General features: G+C 65.3%; 13 protein-coding genes and 1 pseudogene. 10 read left to right on the forward strand and 4 right to left on the reverse strand.

Annotation, left to right across the window (positions count from 1 at the left end):
* Positions 1-31 precede the first annotated feature (31 nt).
* Entirely contained in the window at positions 32-2,659 is a 2,628-nt protein-coding gene (locus tag ACWD5D_RS18595; protein ID WP_451373783.1) for a hypothetical protein, read from the reverse strand.
* A 384-nt stretch (positions 2,660-3,043) separates the two neighbouring features.
* Between ACWD5D_RS18595 and ACWD5D_RS18600 the strand changes: the two genes are divergently transcribed.
* Together ACWD5D_RS18600 and ACWD5D_RS18605 are read left to right on the forward strand one after the other, a co-directional pair.
* Positions 3,044-4,288 carry a cytochrome P450 gene (locus ACWD5D_RS18600; protein ID WP_451373784.1) on the forward strand — a complete coding sequence of 415 codons (1,245 nt, stop codon included), beginning with the start codon at positions 3,044-3,046 and terminating at the stop codon, positions 4,286-4,288.
* 59 nt (positions 4,289-4,347) lie between these two features.
* Positions 4,348-4,674, forward strand: coding sequence for a 2Fe-2S iron-sulfur cluster-binding protein (locus ACWD5D_RS18605; protein ID WP_451373785.1), 327 nt, complete (start codon positions 4,348-4,350; stop codon positions 4,672-4,674).
* 53 nt (positions 4,675-4,727) lie between these two features.
* Here the strand turns inward: ACWD5D_RS18605 and ACWD5D_RS18610 are convergent, their stop codons facing one another.
* Positions 4,728-5,771, reverse strand: coding sequence for an AfsR/SARP family transcriptional regulator (locus ACWD5D_RS18610; protein ID WP_451373786.1), 1,044 nt, complete (start codon positions 5,769-5,771; stop codon positions 4,728-4,730).
* A 562-nt stretch (positions 5,772-6,333) separates the two neighbouring features.
* Between ACWD5D_RS18610 and ACWD5D_RS18615 the strand changes: the two genes are divergently transcribed.
* The 3 genes and pseudogenes from ACWD5D_RS18615 to ACWD5D_RS18625 all read left to right on the forward strand — a co-directional run bounded on the left by ACWD5D_RS18615 (position 6,334) and on the right by ACWD5D_RS18625 (position 6,989).
* Complete coding sequence (locus tag ACWD5D_RS18615) at positions 6,334-6,537, forward strand: transposase (RefSeq protein ID WP_451373787.1); 204 nt, start codon at positions 6,334-6,336, stop codon at positions 6,535-6,537.
* Positions 6,536-6,709, forward strand: a pseudogene (locus ACWD5D_RS18620) (IS5/IS1182 family transposase); the annotation flags it as partial. The gene ACWD5D_RS18615 and the pseudogene ACWD5D_RS18620, both read left to right, overlap by 2 nt.
* A 46-nt stretch (positions 6,710-6,755) precedes the next feature.
* The gene (locus ACWD5D_RS18625; RefSeq protein ID WP_451373788.1) at positions 6,756-6,989 is read left to right on the forward strand and encodes a DUF2283 domain-containing protein; all 234 of its coding nucleotides are present in this window, start codon (positions 6,756-6,758) and stop codon (positions 6,987-6,989) included.
* A gap of 174 nt (positions 6,990-7,163) precedes the next feature.
* Here ACWD5D_RS18625 and ACWD5D_RS18630 read toward each other — a convergent pair whose 3' ends face one another.
* A complete protein-coding gene (locus ACWD5D_RS18630; RefSeq protein ID WP_451373789.1) occupies positions 7,164-7,847 on the reverse strand; it encodes a TetR/AcrR family transcriptional regulator in 684 nt (227 codons plus the stop codon).
* A 797-nt stretch (positions 7,848-8,644) separates the two neighbouring features.
* Between ACWD5D_RS18630 and ACWD5D_RS18635 the strand changes: the two genes are divergently transcribed.
* From ACWD5D_RS18635 to ACWD5D_RS18655, 5 genes are all read left to right on the forward strand, one after another.
* The gene (locus ACWD5D_RS18635; protein WP_451373790.1) at positions 8,645-8,821 is read left to right on the forward strand and encodes a hypothetical protein; all 177 of its coding nucleotides are present in this window, start codon (positions 8,645-8,647) and stop codon (positions 8,819-8,821) included.
* A gap of 158 nt (positions 8,822-8,979) precedes the next feature.
* Positions 8,980-11,193 (forward strand): MMPL family transporter, encoded by a 2,214-nt coding sequence (locus ACWD5D_RS18640; protein WP_451373791.1) that lies wholly within the window; start codon positions 8,980-8,982, stop codon positions 11,191-11,193.
* Between the two features lie 131 nt (positions 11,194-11,324).
* Positions 11,325-12,011: a response regulator transcription factor gene (locus ACWD5D_RS18645; RefSeq protein ID WP_451373792.1), complete on the forward strand. Its 687-nt coding sequence runs from the start codon at positions 11,325-11,327 to the stop codon at positions 12,009-12,011.
* Positions 12,008-13,486 (forward strand): ATP-binding protein, encoded by a 1,479-nt coding sequence (locus ACWD5D_RS18650; protein WP_451373793.1) that lies wholly within the window; start codon positions 12,008-12,010, stop codon positions 13,484-13,486. Before ACWD5D_RS18645 ends, ACWD5D_RS18650 begins: the two co-directional genes overlap by 4 nt.
* Positions 13,483-14,205, forward strand: a complete 723-nt coding sequence (locus ACWD5D_RS18655) for a LuxR C-terminal-related transcriptional regulator (protein WP_451373794.1) — start codon at positions 13,483-13,485, stop codon at positions 14,203-14,205. The genes ACWD5D_RS18650 and ACWD5D_RS18655 overlap by 4 nt, the downstream gene beginning before the upstream one ends.
* A gap of 379 nt (positions 14,206-14,584) precedes the next feature.
* On the opposite strand, the gene ACWD5D_RS18660 is transcribed toward ACWD5D_RS18655, so the two are convergent.
* The gene (locus ACWD5D_RS18660; protein WP_451373795.1) at positions 14,585-15,316 is read right to left on the reverse strand and encodes an alpha/beta fold hydrolase; all 732 of its coding nucleotides are present in this window, start codon (positions 15,314-15,316) and stop codon (positions 14,585-14,587) included.
* Between the last annotated feature and the right edge of the window lie 209 nt (positions 15,317-15,525).

The following is a 15,525-nucleotide window of genomic DNA, read 5'->3' on the forward strand; positions in this document are numbered from 1 at the left end:
CGTGCCCGCCGTCCGTTTCCAGCGCACTTCCTCATCCCGCGGTCGCTACCACCGGCCACGCCTTCTGACGAGCCATCCATGCTGCGACCACATCCGAGTCCGACCCGAGTGCGCCGCTGGCCACCAACCCATGGAGTCGACGCACGGGCGACAGGCCGGCCGGCCAGAAATGTAGCGACCGGCGGTAACATTCGGCGGCCTCGTCGGCCTCGCCCAACTGCTCATGACACTGCCCCGCGTTGAACCATGACAGACGGCCGTAAGGGAACTGGAGATGAGCAGCTCGCAGGTAGGCTGACAAGGCCGCGCGTACATCCCCTACTTTGTGGTAGAGCTCGCCTGCGGTCAGCCAGGTCTTCGGGTCGACGGGGTCGACTTCGAAGGCCAGTTCTTCGACGAGCCGCAGTGCCGCAGGCATGTCCCCCAGATGCATATGGGTACGGACCGCAGTCTCAACCGCCGGGAAGTAGTTGTCCGCTGCGATGATCCGGGTGTGATCGTCGTAGCCTTTCAGCTCAGCGGCGATCCCCAGCCACCGGTCCATGTCCGCGACAAGCAGTTCGCGGTCACCGGTCAGATACGGAAGGAACCCCATCGCCCGGTACCACCGGCTCGTCATCAATGCGCCGTTGAACTCATCCACTTCGGGCAGAGCCACATAATCCGCCAGCGCGGTCTCCCCCTCGGTCCGCCAGTAGGCGATGACATCAGGGCGTCGCCGTCGTGCCGCGTTGACCGTCGCATTGATCGTCGCCACGACCCTCATCCGGGCGTAGCGAGCGTCGTTGCCCAACTGTCCGTAAAGTCGCCTGAACTCCGCATCGAGATCAATGTCCGAGCCGGTGGTATGCATCTGCTGGGCGTACAACCAGGTCGCCAGAGCAAAGGCGGATTCGGGATCGGTCACCGGGGCCGTCGGATCAGGCAGTATCTGCATGGCACGGGCGTAGAAACCCAGCGCGGCCAGCAACCTGCCGACCATGGCGCGTTCGAGCATCGGCAACTCGGCCGCGCCTGCCAATCTGTCGCGCAGCGCGAGCGGGCACCCCTCAGGAGCATTGAGCCACTCGAAGAAGTCCGTACTCGCGGCCGGCGACGCGTGGCCCACGACCCGCGTCAGCTCTGCCAGCTCGGTTCGGAACAGCGCTGCCGTCGCGCGCTGCGGATGAACTTCTCGAAACCACGGCTCCAGGCCCTCGGTGACCGCACGCAGTGACATCAGCGGCATGTGAATCGCTACTGGCGGAATATCCGCCTTTTCAATGTTCTGCGGATGGGCGAGGTCGAGGTACGGCCGGTACCTTTCCATCGGCAGCGGCAGCAAGGACGACCGCGTTTCGGACGTCTCACCTCCGGCACGTCCCTTCGCCCAGGCCAGGGTGTCCGCGGCAACGGTGCGCTCCAGCACCTGGCGGCGTTCCACCAGCCGGGCCAAACGAACGCGCTCGGCGGCCGAATCGATTGTCAGTAGGTCGTTGACCGCACCGAGGAAGGAAGTCCCGGCCACTTGGTACATGACAAGGCGATCCCTGCGCGTGGTGTCACGCGACTCGCCGTGTCCCTGATCGGTCGAGTCCGCGGAGCCGTCACCAGAGCCGCGCCCTTCGCCGGCATCGGTAGCACGACCGTCCAAGTCCAGCATGCCTGCCAGGGCGGGTCCTCGCTCGACGAGACCGTGCCGGGCAGCACTACGGAAATGGACTCGGGCCTTGTCGTCGTGGCCGCATGCCTGCGCGATCCGCGCGGTCACCAGATGGGTATCCGCACCGTGCGGGTCCAGTGGTAGCGCGGTGTCCGCATGCGAGGCCGCCAGTGACAGATCGCCGAGCCGGACGTGGTTCTCGGCCATGGCCAGGTGCAGGCGCAGCAGCGCCTCCCTGACGAGGAAGCCCTCGTCAGGGGCTGCATCCTGGGCAAAGTCGCCAAGCCGGTCCGTGGCACGCGCGGTTCGTGGCGCACTTGACGACGTTCGATGAGCATGATGGGCCGTCAGCTCGTCCAGCAGCGGTCCAAGGTCCCGCTCGGCTGTCTTCTGCGCACCGTGCCACAATGTCACCGCCCAGATTTGCGCCTCTCCCACGCAACCCAGCCGCTGGTCTTTCGCCCGCATCCCCGCTGCGGCCTGAACAGCACAGGCGAGCAGGTCCACGGTTTCCGCCACGGACCCGGAATGCATCGCGCGCTCCAACGCGTCGAGAGCGTGCATGAATTGCAATACGGGGCTGTGGTCCTCTGACGGGCGCACGGGCCGTGCCGTCGCCCACAGGTCGGTGACCACCGCTCTGGCCATCAGCAGGTCGGCCCAGCACCGCTCCTCATCATCGGCAACAAAACCCGCCCGTTCGGCGAACCGGAGTGCGAGGTCGTAGCGACCCAGATGCGTGGCGAGACGAGATGCCCACAGCAACTCGGCAGCCGCATTAGAGGCGGTGAGGCGCTGCCAGAGCTCGTGGAGTGGATCGTCCGCGACCAGCCCGGCGCGCAGCATCATCTCCCGCGTGTCACGTGCCGGTGTCTGCCACGGCGACAGCCCGAACGGATCTTCGGAATTCGCCCAGTAGAGTGCCGCCTCAGCCAGGCAACTCGGCCTGACCTTCGAATCTCGACTTAGGTCGACAAACGGCTTCAGTGCAAACGAAGCCGTGTCCAGGTCCTGCATCTTCCCGCTCCCGACCTGTAGGTTCAGCGCAGCCCGACCGAGAAAAATTATTCTGGGTCTTCCCGGTCGGGCCGCGGCAGCCGAAGTTAGTTGACCACCGGGTTGATGAGGCCGACTGCCGTTCCCTCAAGGTCCTCGTAGCGCTCCACGACGTTCTCCCTTCTGATTTATAACGGCACGGCTGGGGTTCGCCGTCGCAAAAAAAGTAGCGCCAGTCACAGCATTCGTCAACGTCTGAATTAAATCTACTGGAATTAGACTCAACTGCGACTTCCGCGGCGCATAATACGGATACATAAACGGTCGCTCGCTGATCTCCAGTGAAAAATATTCCAGTCGACGGGCTCCGGAAGATTGTTATGTCGCTTTTCAGAGGGAGACGAGATGGCCGACGATTTCCGGTCCTTCGCCGACACCGTGAACAGCTGCCCTTACGCGTTCTACAATGACCTGCGATCAGCGGGCGTTGTCACGTGGGAAGCCGCCAGCGACGCATGGATGGCCAGTCGGTATGAGGCGGCCAGAAAGATTTTTCTCGACCGGTCGAGGTTTGCTCCCATTCCACCCGCGGAAGCCGTCCCCCATCCCCGGTACGTTCGGATATATGGCGAACGCCATCCTTCCGCACTGCACGGTAAAGAGCACGCGGAACACCACAGATGGTGGTTGCGCATGCTGTCCACGAGGGCTGTGGCCGGATGGCGGGCGGGCCTGATCCCAGCCGTCGTGGACTCTCACGTGGCGCAGCTCGCCGACCGCGGCAGCGCGGAACTGATCAACGACTTCTGCGGTCAAGTTCCGATTCGGATCATTGCCGGCGTCATCGGACTTCCCTGGAAGGACGAGTCGCTGATGAATGAGATCGAAGAATGCGTCGACATTATCGACACATTCAAGGACGCAGCCGCATACATAGGATCGAAGGACGATGATCTCGCGGACCGGGCATTGCAGGCCACCTACGACATCGACAAACTCATCAAGCCCTACGTCGAAGCCGGGCGCTCCACTGAAGGGCATACAATCTTGCACAACATCTGGCGGGATGAGGCCCTGTCTGGATGGAGCGACGAACAGCTTTACTGCCTGCTGCGCGGCTTCTTCGGTGCGGTGACTCGCTCGGCGCTGGCTAATGGCCTGTACCTCGCCCTGCACACTCCAGGGCTGTGGGACCGTCTCCGTGAAGCGGACGAGAGCCAAAGGGCCACTTTCGTCGAGGAAACATTGAGGATCTACGGTGTGGTCCACTATCGCACCCGCGTTGTCACATGCGACGGCGAGTTCGACGGAGCGCTGCTGCAATCGGGCCAGACCATCGCGGCACTGATGGCAGCGGCCAATCGCGATCCGGCGCGGTTCCCGGATCCCGACGAGGTCGATCTCGACCGCGCCGACGCACGCCGACATCTGGCGTTCGGTCTTGGGCCGGCCGCGTGCGCAGGGGCGGGGCTCGTACGGGCGATCCTGCACATGTGCATCGGCCGTCTGACCGACGAGTTTCCAGACATGAGGCTCGACAGCCACGCCGAACCCCCGCGATTCGAAGGTTTCGGCTTCCGCGTCGCGCGCCCACTCAACGTCACGTACACGCCCGCCGGGCGCCACGCCAGGCCGTCCAGTGCTCAGTAGCTCGCCATCCCGACAGTGCCAGCCACTAACACGTATGTTCACCTGGAGGGGAGACCTTCTTGCCCACCATCGTCTTCCGGCGGCAGTCCGACGGCGCCGAGCGCACTGTGCATGCGGTCGATGGGGAGAGCCTGATGGCGGCCGCTCTGATGGAGGATGTCGACGGAATCCTCGGCGAGTGCGGTGGTCACATGATGTGCGCGACCTGCCATGTGTACGTGCACGACGAATTCCTGGACCGACTTCCGCCTGTGACGTCTGAGGAGGACGAGATGCTGGAGACCGCGGCAGCGCCACGGCACCACAACAGCCGGCTCTCCTGCCGTCTCCGGGTCGGCGTTGCGCTGTGCCACATTGTGGTGGACGTGCCCGAGCAGCAAGTCTGAGCCGGGCGCCTGCGGGCCCGATGAAGGTTCAGATCGTCTCCGAAGGGCTGATGTCACCCAACGCAAGAGAGCCCGCTGGATGACGACTCCGCAGTGGCGGCCTGGGGCCCCATGTCGCCGGATCCAGGTGCCGCCGGCTCGGAGCGGGAGTTGGCGCCGCCCACCGTGGCGGTCATCAGGCACGTAAGACGGGCGACCTGCTCCGAAATATGAGCGACGGCCTGTTTGAGCTCTCCGAACGCCTCGAAGAACTTGGTCAGTTCGTCACCGGCTTCACGGTGGCCGGCCTCCGGTACTCGAACGCCGACACCAGCTCGGGCGCCTACGCCTTCCGATCGGCCGTCGTGGAGCGTCGGGTCCGCGGTCAAGATCCGCTGGTGCAACTCCCGGAGCCGGGCCACGGGTTCCAGACCCAGTTCCTCACGGAGTCGCCGGCACGTACGCTGGTAGGTGGCCAGGGCTTCGGCTTGGCGGTTCGACCGGTACAGGGCGATCATGAACAATTCGCAGAAACGTTCATGAAGCGGATATTCATCCACCAGCACTGAGAGTTCGGCCGTCCGCTCGATGTGCTGACCAAGCTCCAAGGCCAGCGACAGACGTTGCTCGAGCGCGCTGAGCCGCATCTCATGCAAGGCGGTGCGCCAACCGTTCAAGCCCGTGTCGGTACCAGCCAGCGGGACGCCGGTCCACAGGTCGAGCGCTTGGTCGATACAGGTCATCGCAGTGGCCAGGTGCCCTGCGTGGCGGAGACGTTCCGCCTCCCGAACCTTGACCTTGAACTCTCGCAGGTCGAGTTGATGCCGGTCCAGCGGCAGAGCATAACCACCGCCGACACTGCTCACCACGCGGTTCGCACCGACCGCGGGCAGCGAACGGCGGAGTCGGTAGATGTACGTCTGGATGGCGTGCCGCGCGTTGGGGGGTGCCGCTCCGCCCCAGACCACATCGATCATCTGCTCGACCGAAACCTGTGCACCTTCACGCAACAGCAGGAGAGCGAGGACGGTGCGCTCATGGGTCGAGCCCAACACCACTCCAACACCTTCGCAGGACGCGCGCAGAGGGCCGAGTATCGAAAACCGAATTTCCTTCATGAGCCAACCTCCACTACACACTCTTGATTCGATTTCCGCGACTTCCGCAGAGCCCGGCCTGCATTAGCCGTCACACCCATGTGAGTATTAGTGATTGATTAGGTCCAACGAGCAGGCCGAAAGGCCATGACCCATTGAAAGAAGTGCTCCATTGCGACTTTGGACAAGATTGCCGGAGTGCGCTCAATTCCCGCCATGGGCAACAGTATGCGGTACCCGGCGGAACCACTGAGCAATATCTCTAATCACCCGCCAGCGCCGCCCTCAAATTTTTCACAAAGTACCTCTGCGTACCACTCGGATCAAGCCGAGGTGACGGGATTTTCCTCTCAGGCGCAACCGCGCGTACAGAAGGGCAGCGCGCTGCAACTAATGCCTAGATACGCGACCTTCACGACCAATATTCTCGCATTCCATTTCATCCACTTATGGGCTTTTTGACTCGTTACTCACTGAAGGCCGGCGACACGGCGTCCCGCTCGCGTTCCAGCGGGACCCATGAGTGGAGCACAGCCGCGTGAGCCGGCTCCAACTAGGGTCCGTCTTCAAAGATCATCGGGTGATGGTTCATGGTGGGGTGATATACCGCCATGAACTCACCGACCAGGAGTGTGAGTTGCTCGCTCCACTCATACAGCGGGCCAACACGGGACTGCCAAGCGTGGAGGACCGGCAGGTCATCAGCGGGATGGTCTACAAGATCCGGACCGGAATCTCCTGGCGTGGCCTGCCGGGACTCTACGGACTGCAGAAGACGGCCAACTGACAAGCTGGCCGCAGGCCGGAGGGCCGTGAACCTCGCCCACGCCCGCATCTGCGCCATCGGCGAGCGGGCCATGGCCACCGTCAAGCAGTGGCGCCTCCTGCGCAAACTCCGTTGCAGCACGACCCGCATCACAGACATCGTCAGAGCCGTCCTGGCCTTGCAGCTCGCAACGCAGGGAGGAGACCAGCATCAACAACGCAGAGAGGGGCCGAAGCATCGTGTCGCACCTGAGAGTCACCCACGACAAGACCGTTGACGCAGCGTACGTGTACTTCACCGAGCCGCAGACCAGCCCGAAGTCCGCGCGCATGTATGTGGGCGTCGATGGCATGATCAACCTCGACTTCGACGAGCAGGGCCGCCTCATCGGTGTCGAGGTTCTGGCCGCCAGTTCGAAGCTGCCCGAGTACCTGCTCCAGTCTGCCGAACGGCTGGACTGCGAGGGAAGTTGACCTGGGGCGGTACGACAGGTCCCGCCCTGCTCAACCTTCTGGCTCAGGTTGGAAAGGGCTCTCTGACTGTCATTGCCGAAGTCAGCTTACTGTCATGCCGGAGAACACGGGACATCCTGGTGGAGCCTTCGCGGACCGGCGAAGTGTCAGGAAAGCGCAATCGACCAGGATTCATCACGAAGCGCTCGTGACCATCCGCTCGAGGCCCGCGACGAGAATTCCAAGGCTGAAATCGTAGTAGACGTCCGGGTCCACGCATTCGCAGAGCTGATCGGCGAAAGTCGCGGTGACAGGGAAGTGTCGAGGCGGGAGGGCCATCAGCAGCGCCCGTTTGACACGGACCTCGTCTTCACGTTCTTCCTTGCCCTTCGGTAGTTGGCGACCAGGCTCCGCCTCGACCATGGACACCACCGCGGTCAGAAGGAAAATCGCGGTACTGGCGACCCGCTCGCCGCGAAGTCCGGATTTCTCCAGCAGTGCAAGAGTGCGGTCGATGACGGTCAATCCCGACGGGGACGCCAGCAATCGCATGGGCATGAGCTGAGCCGCTGCGGGATGGGAACGCGCCACGACAATGATGCGCTCCAGAATGCCGCGCAGTTGTTCCAGCCAATCGCCCTCGAGATGTTCCGGAACCTCGACCTGCGCCAGCAGGTACTCCGCTATCCCGTCCAGCAGGCGCTCTTTGTCCCTGAAGTGCCAGTACAGAGAGGTAGGTGCCACTCCGTGCTGTTGAGCCAGCCGACGGACCGTGACCGCCTCCAGCCCTTCGGCGTCCGCCAGGGCGATGGCGCTGGTGACCAGGGCTTCTCTGCTGAGGCGGGCCCTGGGCTGGCCGCCCTTGTCTGCGTTGGACATGGGCGAACTCTACCTGGCACGGGGGTGGCGACCACTTTCCGTAAGCGGGGCGCCTGGTCGTTCGTGCGGCCGATCAACAGCCCGACTCGGGCACAACACGTGCCCCGGATGGCCGGCGCCGCCCGCCTCACCACCGCCGCTTCAGAGGCCGCCCACCTCACCGCGTCCGTCGCCCCCACCTGTGCACTCGTCCGAACGTCACACCTTGCGGAGAATTTGCTGCCCTTCTGTGCATCGCGGGATCAGCAGTAGTGCACTCGTGTGCATGTCCCCTGCCGCACAGTTCTTAACTTGGCGAGTAGCGGAATCAGGACGCTTTGTAAGCGATTCTAGTAATTTCGCCTAAAAATACCAGTGTTCTCACGACAACATCCCAGAGGATCCGCATGTCCGAATTGAACCGCGTCATGGTGGTGCTGGTCCATGGCGCGTTCGCCGACGTGTCCGGCTTCTGCGGCAGCATTCGGGAGTTGGCCGCCGCCGACGTCAGGGCGGTGGCGCCGCCGAACCCGCTCCGGGGCCTGGCCGACGACGCGGCTGTGGTCGTGCGGTGGTCGGTACGGGGGCGGGCCCGTCGTCCTGGTCGGCCACTCCTCTGGCGGAGCCGTTACCGGCGAGGCGTCGGCCGGCCTCGACGAGGTCGTGGGTTTGGTCCACCTCGCCGCCTTCAGCCTGGACGTGGGCGAGAGCCGCGTCTCCGTCCGGCCCGTTCACCTCACGCAGGTCATGTGGGCTTCGCAGCGGCCACTCGCGGGCGTGGCACTGACGGAGAGCGCTACGGGGCGGGTTGGAAGTCCGTGCCGTCCTGGTACCAGATCGCGCGGCACGACAACGGCATCGCTCCCGAGGTACAGCGTTTCACGGCCGCCCGGACGGGATCGATCGTCGAGGAAGCCGACGGCTCCCACACGGCCCTCGTCGCCCACCCGGCGCGCACCGCCGAGCTCATCCAAGCCGCCCTCGCCAAGGCATGACTCCGGTGTGACTCCCATGGCTGAACATACAGCCGGGCCGTGAAGTTGAGGGTCATCCCACGTCACCGTCAAGAAATCCTCAGGTTCACCGTGGGCGTGCCATCAAGTCGGTCCCGAAGGATCACACATGTCCTCCGTTACCAATCAGGGAATCAGGTATGGCAACGTTCCTTTACCGGCTGGGCAGTTTCGGGGCCCGGCGGTGGCGGCTCATGTTGATCGGCTGGCTGCTCGGACTAAGCGCCGTCATCGGCCTGGGTATCGTCTTCGCAGGCTCCTTCGAAGACAGCAACTCCATTCCGGGGTCTCCCGCGCAGACAGCGCTGACCAAGATGGACCGCCACTTCCCGGACCCTGACGTTCAGTCCGGGTCTATCGTCTTCGAGTCTCCCGCCGGTCGCCGATTGACCGACGCCGACCTGCACCGATCTCTTGCCGCGGCCCTCGCGGCTACAAGGCGTGTGCAGGGCGTGACGGCCGTCGGTGACCCGGCCGGGAGTGGCATGGTGTCGAGGGACGGCCGCACGGCGGTCGCCCAGCTCACCTTCACCACCAAGAAGGACACCGCCGTACCGGCTACCACTCTTGACGCGGTCAAGCGGGCCGGCGGTGAAGCACGGCATGCTGGCATCAGTGCCGTCTACGGCGGTCACGCCTACGCCACCTCGAGCTCTGCGGTCGGGCCCACGGAACTCATCGGACTCTGCGTGGCACTGGCCATCCTCGTCATCACGTTCGGCTCACTCCTGGCCGCAGGACTGCCCCTGATCACCGCGGTCCTCGGTGTCATCGGCACCATGACCGGCTTGATGGGCCTGTCCGCCATTGCCGGCATCTCGGACAACGCCCCGAGGCTCGCCATCATGCTCGGCCTGGCCGTCGGTATCGACTACGCCCTGTTCATCGTCTCCCGCCACCGCGCCCAGTTGGCCAAGGGCACGCCCGTGCGGGAATCCATCGCCACGGCCACCGCGACCGCGGGCAGCGCCGTCGTCTTCGCAGGTGCCACCGTGTTCATCGCCCTGGCCGGCCTCAGCGTCGCCGGCGTCCCCCTGCTCACCTCCATGGGGCTCGCGTCGGCCGGCGCGGTCGCCACAGCCGTCGTCATGGCGCTCACCCTGCTGCCCGCTCTCATGGGCATGGCGGGACGCAAGCTCATCCCCAGGCCCGCGTCAAGGACGGCCCGGCAGACCCGGCACACCGGTAGGACCTCCCTGGGAGTGCGCTGGACGGAGAGAGTACTGCGCCACCCCGTCCGTCATCTGATCGTGGGGATCGTCGCTCTGGTCGCCGTCGGGATACCCGCAACGCAGCTCAAGCTCGCCCTCGCCGATGACGGGTCCGACCCCACCAGCTCTTCCAGCCGTCAGGCGTATGACGTGATCAGTGACGCGTTCGGCCCCGGCGCGAACGGTCCACTCGTCATCCTTGTCGAGGACAAGAACCACGCCGCACTGGAGTCCACCGCCTCCGCGGTCAGGCGTGAACTGGCACACGCCAAGGGCATTGCGCACGTCAGTGGCACGGATGTGGCCGGCGACCGGGTCGCGGCCCGCATCCAGGTGGTCCCCACCACCGGACCGCGCACCCAGCAGACCAGCGATCTGGTCTCCCGTCTGCGCACGGACATGCAGCCCATCGCCCGCTCGAACGGCAGCTATGTCGCCGTCACCGGTCAGACCGCCGTCAGCATCGACCTCTCCTCGAAGCTCAGCGCCGCCCTGGTGCCCTTCGCCGTCGTCGTCGTCGGGCTCTCGCTGCTCCTGCTGATGATCGCCTTCAGGTGCGTGGCCGTCCCCATCAAGGCCACCGTCGGATTCCTGCTGTCGGCGTGCGCTGCCTTCGGAGCCACCGTCGCCGTCTTCCAGTGGGGCTGGCTGTCCGGTCTCCTGGGCGTCCCGAGCCAGGGGCCGGTCTCCAGCTTCGCCCCCATCATCGTCATTGCCGTTCTTTTCGGACTCGCCATGGATTACGAGGTCTTTCTCGTCTCCGCCATCCGCGAGGACTACGTCCACCACCGCAACGCCCGTTCCGCGATCCTGGCCGGAGCCCGCAACGCGTCTCGGGTGGTCACCTCCGCCGCCCTGATCATGGTCGCGGTGTTCGTCAGTTTCCTGCTCTCCCACGACGCCAACATCATGCCCATCGCCTTCGCCCTCGGCTTCGGCGTCCTGGTCGACGCCTTCCTGGTCCGTATGACGCTCGTACCCGCCGTTCTCGGCCTGCTCGGCGACAAGGCCTGGTGGCTGCCCCGCCGACTGGACCGTGTGCTGCCGCATCTCAACGTCGAGGGCGGGAACTTCCATGCCCCCGACGCGGGCAGCATGGCTCCCCTCACCCACCTGCACGCCCCTGAGCGCCTGACTCCGTGAATGTCGACTCTGGTACCGGAACGTATGCCGCACGTGGTGAGTGCCTTGGCGCGGCGAGCGCCGGGCACATCACCATCCCTATCCAAGGAGCTCACGTGAACGCCGTCGACACATCAGGAGTCCGCGACCGCGTGCTCGTCATCGACGACGATCCCGGTATCCGGCGTCTGCTGATATCGGCGCTCGGGTTCTCCGGCTTCGACGTGGACGTGGCGGGTGATCTGACAGCGGCGCTCGATCAGGTCGCGCGCCGCGTCCCGGACATCGTCGTTCTTGACGTGATGCTGCCCGGCGCCGACGGTTTCGAGATCCTGCAGCTGCTACGCGACCGTGCGATCGACGTGCCCGTCCTTTTCCTCACCGCGCGCGACGCTGTCGAGGACCGGGTGCGGGGGCTGCGCCTGGGCGGCGACGACTACGTCACCAAGCCTTTCAGCGTGGTCGAGGTCGGAGCCCGTCTGCAAGCCTTGTTGCGCAGGGCTCGCGGGGGTTCCTCCCCCACCGACGTCACGCCTGCATTGCGCTGCGCGGACCTGGAGATCGACCATCCACGCCACGAAGTGCGGCGGGCCGGTGAGCTCATCGAGCTTTCGCCGACCGAATACCGGCTGCTGCACTACCTCCTGAGCCACCAGGGGCAGGTCCTCTCCCGTGCCCAGATCCTGGAGGCCGTGTGGCAGTACGACTTCGGCGGGGATTCCGTTGTCGTCGAACGATTCATCTCCAACCTCCGACGCAAGATCGACCACGGCCGGTCCCCCCTGCTGCACACCGTTCGAGGTGTCGGATATTCCCTGAGAGAGCAGGCCCCCAGGTGAGGTTCCGCGGCCGTCTTCCCTGGTGGTCCTTCTCGAGCGTCCGGCTGCGTCTCCTGATCGGTCTGGCGGTGCTCCTGGTGGCCGGCCTGGTCGCCAGCGCCGTGACCAGCACCCTCCTGGTAGCGGACTTCCTGCACACACGCTATGAGGACACCCTCAAGGACAGTGCGAAAAGGATCACCCACGTGATCGAGCGTGGGCCGCAGACGGCCAACGCCGATCAGCTGGCGGCCCTCTTGGGGCCGCCGCTGGGTATCGTCGCGGTCAGCGCCGACAACACCGTGCTACTGAGCACCGGCACCGCGACCTCTTCTGCGGCGGACCTGGCAAAGCTCACTGCCCTCGCCCCCGCCGGTGCCGTCGTCACCTACGGCGGTGGCGAGGGCACGGACGATATACGGGTCATTCGTATCCCCACCCCGGGCCTGACCCTCGACCGAGGACCCGGGGAGGGCACGGTCAAACCGGCCGCTCTGGTCCTGGCAGTCGACACATCCGTCGACAAGGAAACCGCCGAAAGGCTGATCCATCGACAGCTCGCCCTTGTCGGAGCCGCCCTGGTTCTCCTGCTGGGCCTGGCGGTGCTGGTGCTTCGTCTCGGCATGCGCCCACTGGCCCGCATGGCCCGCGCCGCCGACGCCATCGCCGACGGATCCCGCGCCGAACGGCTGCCCACGCGCGGCAACGGCAGCGAGACCGACCTCCTGGCCGAGGCCGTCAACCAGGCATTCGACGCTCAGGCCCGTGCAGAAGCCACCGTACGCTCGATGGCTGCCGACACCTCCCACGAACTGCGCACTCCCCTCACCACCATCTCTGGCTGGCTGGATCTGTACCGCCAAGGAGGCGTCTCGGGCCCTGGCCTGGAGACTGCGCTCGACCACATCGAGAACGAGGTCGGCCGTATGCGCCTGCTTGTCGAGGACCTTACGCTGTTGGCTCGCCTGGATGCGGGCCGGCCGGTGGAGCAGCAGCCCGTCGACCTCACCGCGCTTGCCGCCTGCGTCGTGGAGGACGCCCAGGTCATCCATCCCGACCGAGTCATCGCCCTTGCACCCGCACCGTCCGCGCCCGCCCTGGGCGACCCCGACCGCCTTCAGCAAGTGTTGCGGAACCTGGTGGGAAACGCCGTTCAGCACACTCCTGCACACACCAGCGTCCGGGTGGACGTCGGGATCACCGGCCGGGAGGTACGCGTTGACGTCGTCGACGACGGCCCTGGTATCGCCCCGCAGGACCTTCCCCGGGTCTTCGAACGCTTCTGGCGTGCCGAGGCCAGCCGCAGCCGTGCCTACGGCGGTTCCGGACTCGGTCTCGCGATCGTCGAGGCCATCGTGCATGCCCATCAAGGCCGGGTGTCCGTGGCGTCAGAAGTGGGCCGTGGAACAACCGTCACCGTGCGCCTTCCGAGCGCCCTCTCCGTGACCGTCCGGAACCCTGCGGTCGTCCCGGGAGAAAGCGACACTTCTCAGTGAACATCGTCGTCGCCGGCGGACCGGCCCTGGTACGCGCCGCACTGATCAAGGTGATCGAGACCGACTCGAGTCTGTCGGTGGCAGGCCAGGCGGCAGACGTCGATCAACTCCGAGGGCTGCTGATGCACATCGACAGTGATTTGGTGCTGCTGGATCGGTCCTTGCACGGCACCGACCTGGATTTCAGAGCACTGGTGAGTTGGACAACACGCCACGCCAAAGCCGTCGTCTTCGGCAGATGCCACGTTGAGGAAGCCGGGTCGTATCTAGATGCCGGCGCCGCGGGAGTCCTCGCCGACGAGATCACGGCAGCACAGCTCACCGAGGCCCTGCGGACGGTGGCCCGCGGCGGTCTGGTCGTGGTCCTGAGCGCGGTTCCCGATCCCGCGAAGAAACCTCCGCGACCGCTCGAACACGAACTCGCTCGACGGTTTTCGGCTCGCGAGTACGAGATCCTCACGATGCTGGCGGGAGGCCAGGACGCCGCGGCCATTGCAAGGACCCTGAGACTGCGTCCGTCCACCGTGAAGACCCACATCGCTCACATGTTGGGCAAGACCGGAACACATCAGCGAGCAGAATTGATCGCCCTCGCTTACAAGAGCGGCATCGTCACACCGCGACGCGGCCTGTTGGGACAACTCCACGGACTTGCCGGGACAACCGGTATGCCCCATGAAACAGGACTCGTCGAAAGCGGTGAACTGCGGGCCGGCTGAGACAAGGGCCTCGTATTGTGGGCGCGGGACCCGCGACCAGTGGCGGACGGAACGGCCCTGCATTCTGTGCGTGGGGCATTGTGTCCGTGCTCCACTACGACATGGCCCGGCGACTCCTGCCCCTACACGTCATTCTGCCCGGACGCACTCGTCCCGTTGACCTGGCGAACATCAGCAACCCGAGGCTGCTCAGCAGGTGGACGACCAGGACGGTCAGAATCAGTGACCGCCAGGAGTGGTACCGACTGCGGTGCGGTGGCAGCGGATTGGTCATGGGCCTCTCCCAGGACTCCGTCGCCCGGAGTCAGCGGAGATCTGTTGGAGGGCATTCGGCTGCCCCCGCAGGCATTGCCTGCGGGGGCAGCCGAATGCCGTCAGGTCACTGGGCGGTTGCCCTTGCGGCCTGTTCGATGAGGTCGGTGACCGGGGCGGGGTTGGTCACCATGGCCAGGTGGGGTGCGTCGACCTGGACGGTCTGCGCGTGGGCACGGGCGGCCATGTACCGCTCGAGGTCAGGGGCGATGGCACGGTCGTTGTTGGCGACGAGATACCAAGAAGGGACGGTCTTCCAGGCCGGGGTGTCGGACTTCTCCGTGGCGGAGTCGACGCTCAGCGGGCGCTGCTCGGCTGCCAGCGCGTCAGCCTGGACCTGGGGCAGTTCGTTGTCGAGGAAGACGTTGGGGTACTGGGTCGGATCGATGGTCAGCTCAGTGCCCTCGGTGCCGTCCGGCTTGAGGTAGGTCGTGGGATCGGTCGGAAGGGCTGCGATGGGGTGCGCGACGGGGCGTGAGTTGAGGTCGGACAGCGATTCGCCCTGGGCGGGGGCGAACGCGGCGATGTAGACGAGTGCCTTGACGTTGGGGTTGTCCTGGACGGCGTTGGTGATGACGGCGCCGCCGTAGGAGTGGCCGACGAGGATGATCGGGCCCTTGATCTGCTTGAGGACGCTGTTGATGTACTGGGCGTCGGACGTCAGACCGCGCAGGGGGTTCGGGGGCGCCTTGACGCTGTAGCCGTCCTTCTGGAGGCGCTCGGCGACAGGTGTCCAACCTGCCGCGTCAGCCCAGGCACCGTGCACCAGCACCACGGTCGGCTTGGTCCCCTGGTCCACGGACGACGCGTCCGTGGCGTTCGCGCTCGGGCTGATGGCGAAGACGGACAGGCCAACCGCCGCTGCGGTTGCTGTCAGGCCGGCAATCCAAGCCGTTCGCTTGGTCGGCGCCGTGTGGCGTCCCCGTGTCTGGGCAGGAGTGTGCTTCATTACCGTTCCCTGGGTTGGAGTGTGCGGGATACGTCCCCGGTCACACGAAGATCGATGTA

This window comes from Streptomyces sp. NPDC002520 (genome assembly GCF_053595235.1).

Bases quoted from the DNA above. Each gene is read 5' to 3' on its own strand.
- ACWD5D_RS18640 (WP_451373791.1), top strand. From the start codon at position 8,980: ATGGCAACGTTCCTTTACCGGCTGGGCAGTTTCGGGGCCCGGCGGTGG.
- ACWD5D_RS18630 (WP_451373789.1), bottom strand. From the start codon at position 7,847: ATGTCCAACGCAGACAAGGGCGGCCAGCCCAGGGCCCGCCTCAGCAGA.
- ACWD5D_RS18610 (WP_451373786.1), bottom strand. From the start codon at position 5,771: ATGAAGGAAATTCGGTTTTCGATACTCGGCCCTCTGCGCGCGTCCTGC.
- ACWD5D_RS18600 (WP_451373784.1), top strand. From the start codon at position 3,044: ATGGCCGACGATTTCCGGTCCTTCGCCGACACCGTGAACAGCTGCCCT.
- ACWD5D_RS18595 (WP_451373783.1), bottom strand. From the start codon at position 2,659: ATGCAGGACCTGGACACGGCTTCGTTTGCACTGAAGCCGTTTGTCGAC.
- ACWD5D_RS18615 (WP_451373787.1), top strand. From the start codon at position 6,334: ATGGTTCATGGTGGGGTGATATACCGCCATGAACTCACCGACCAGGAG.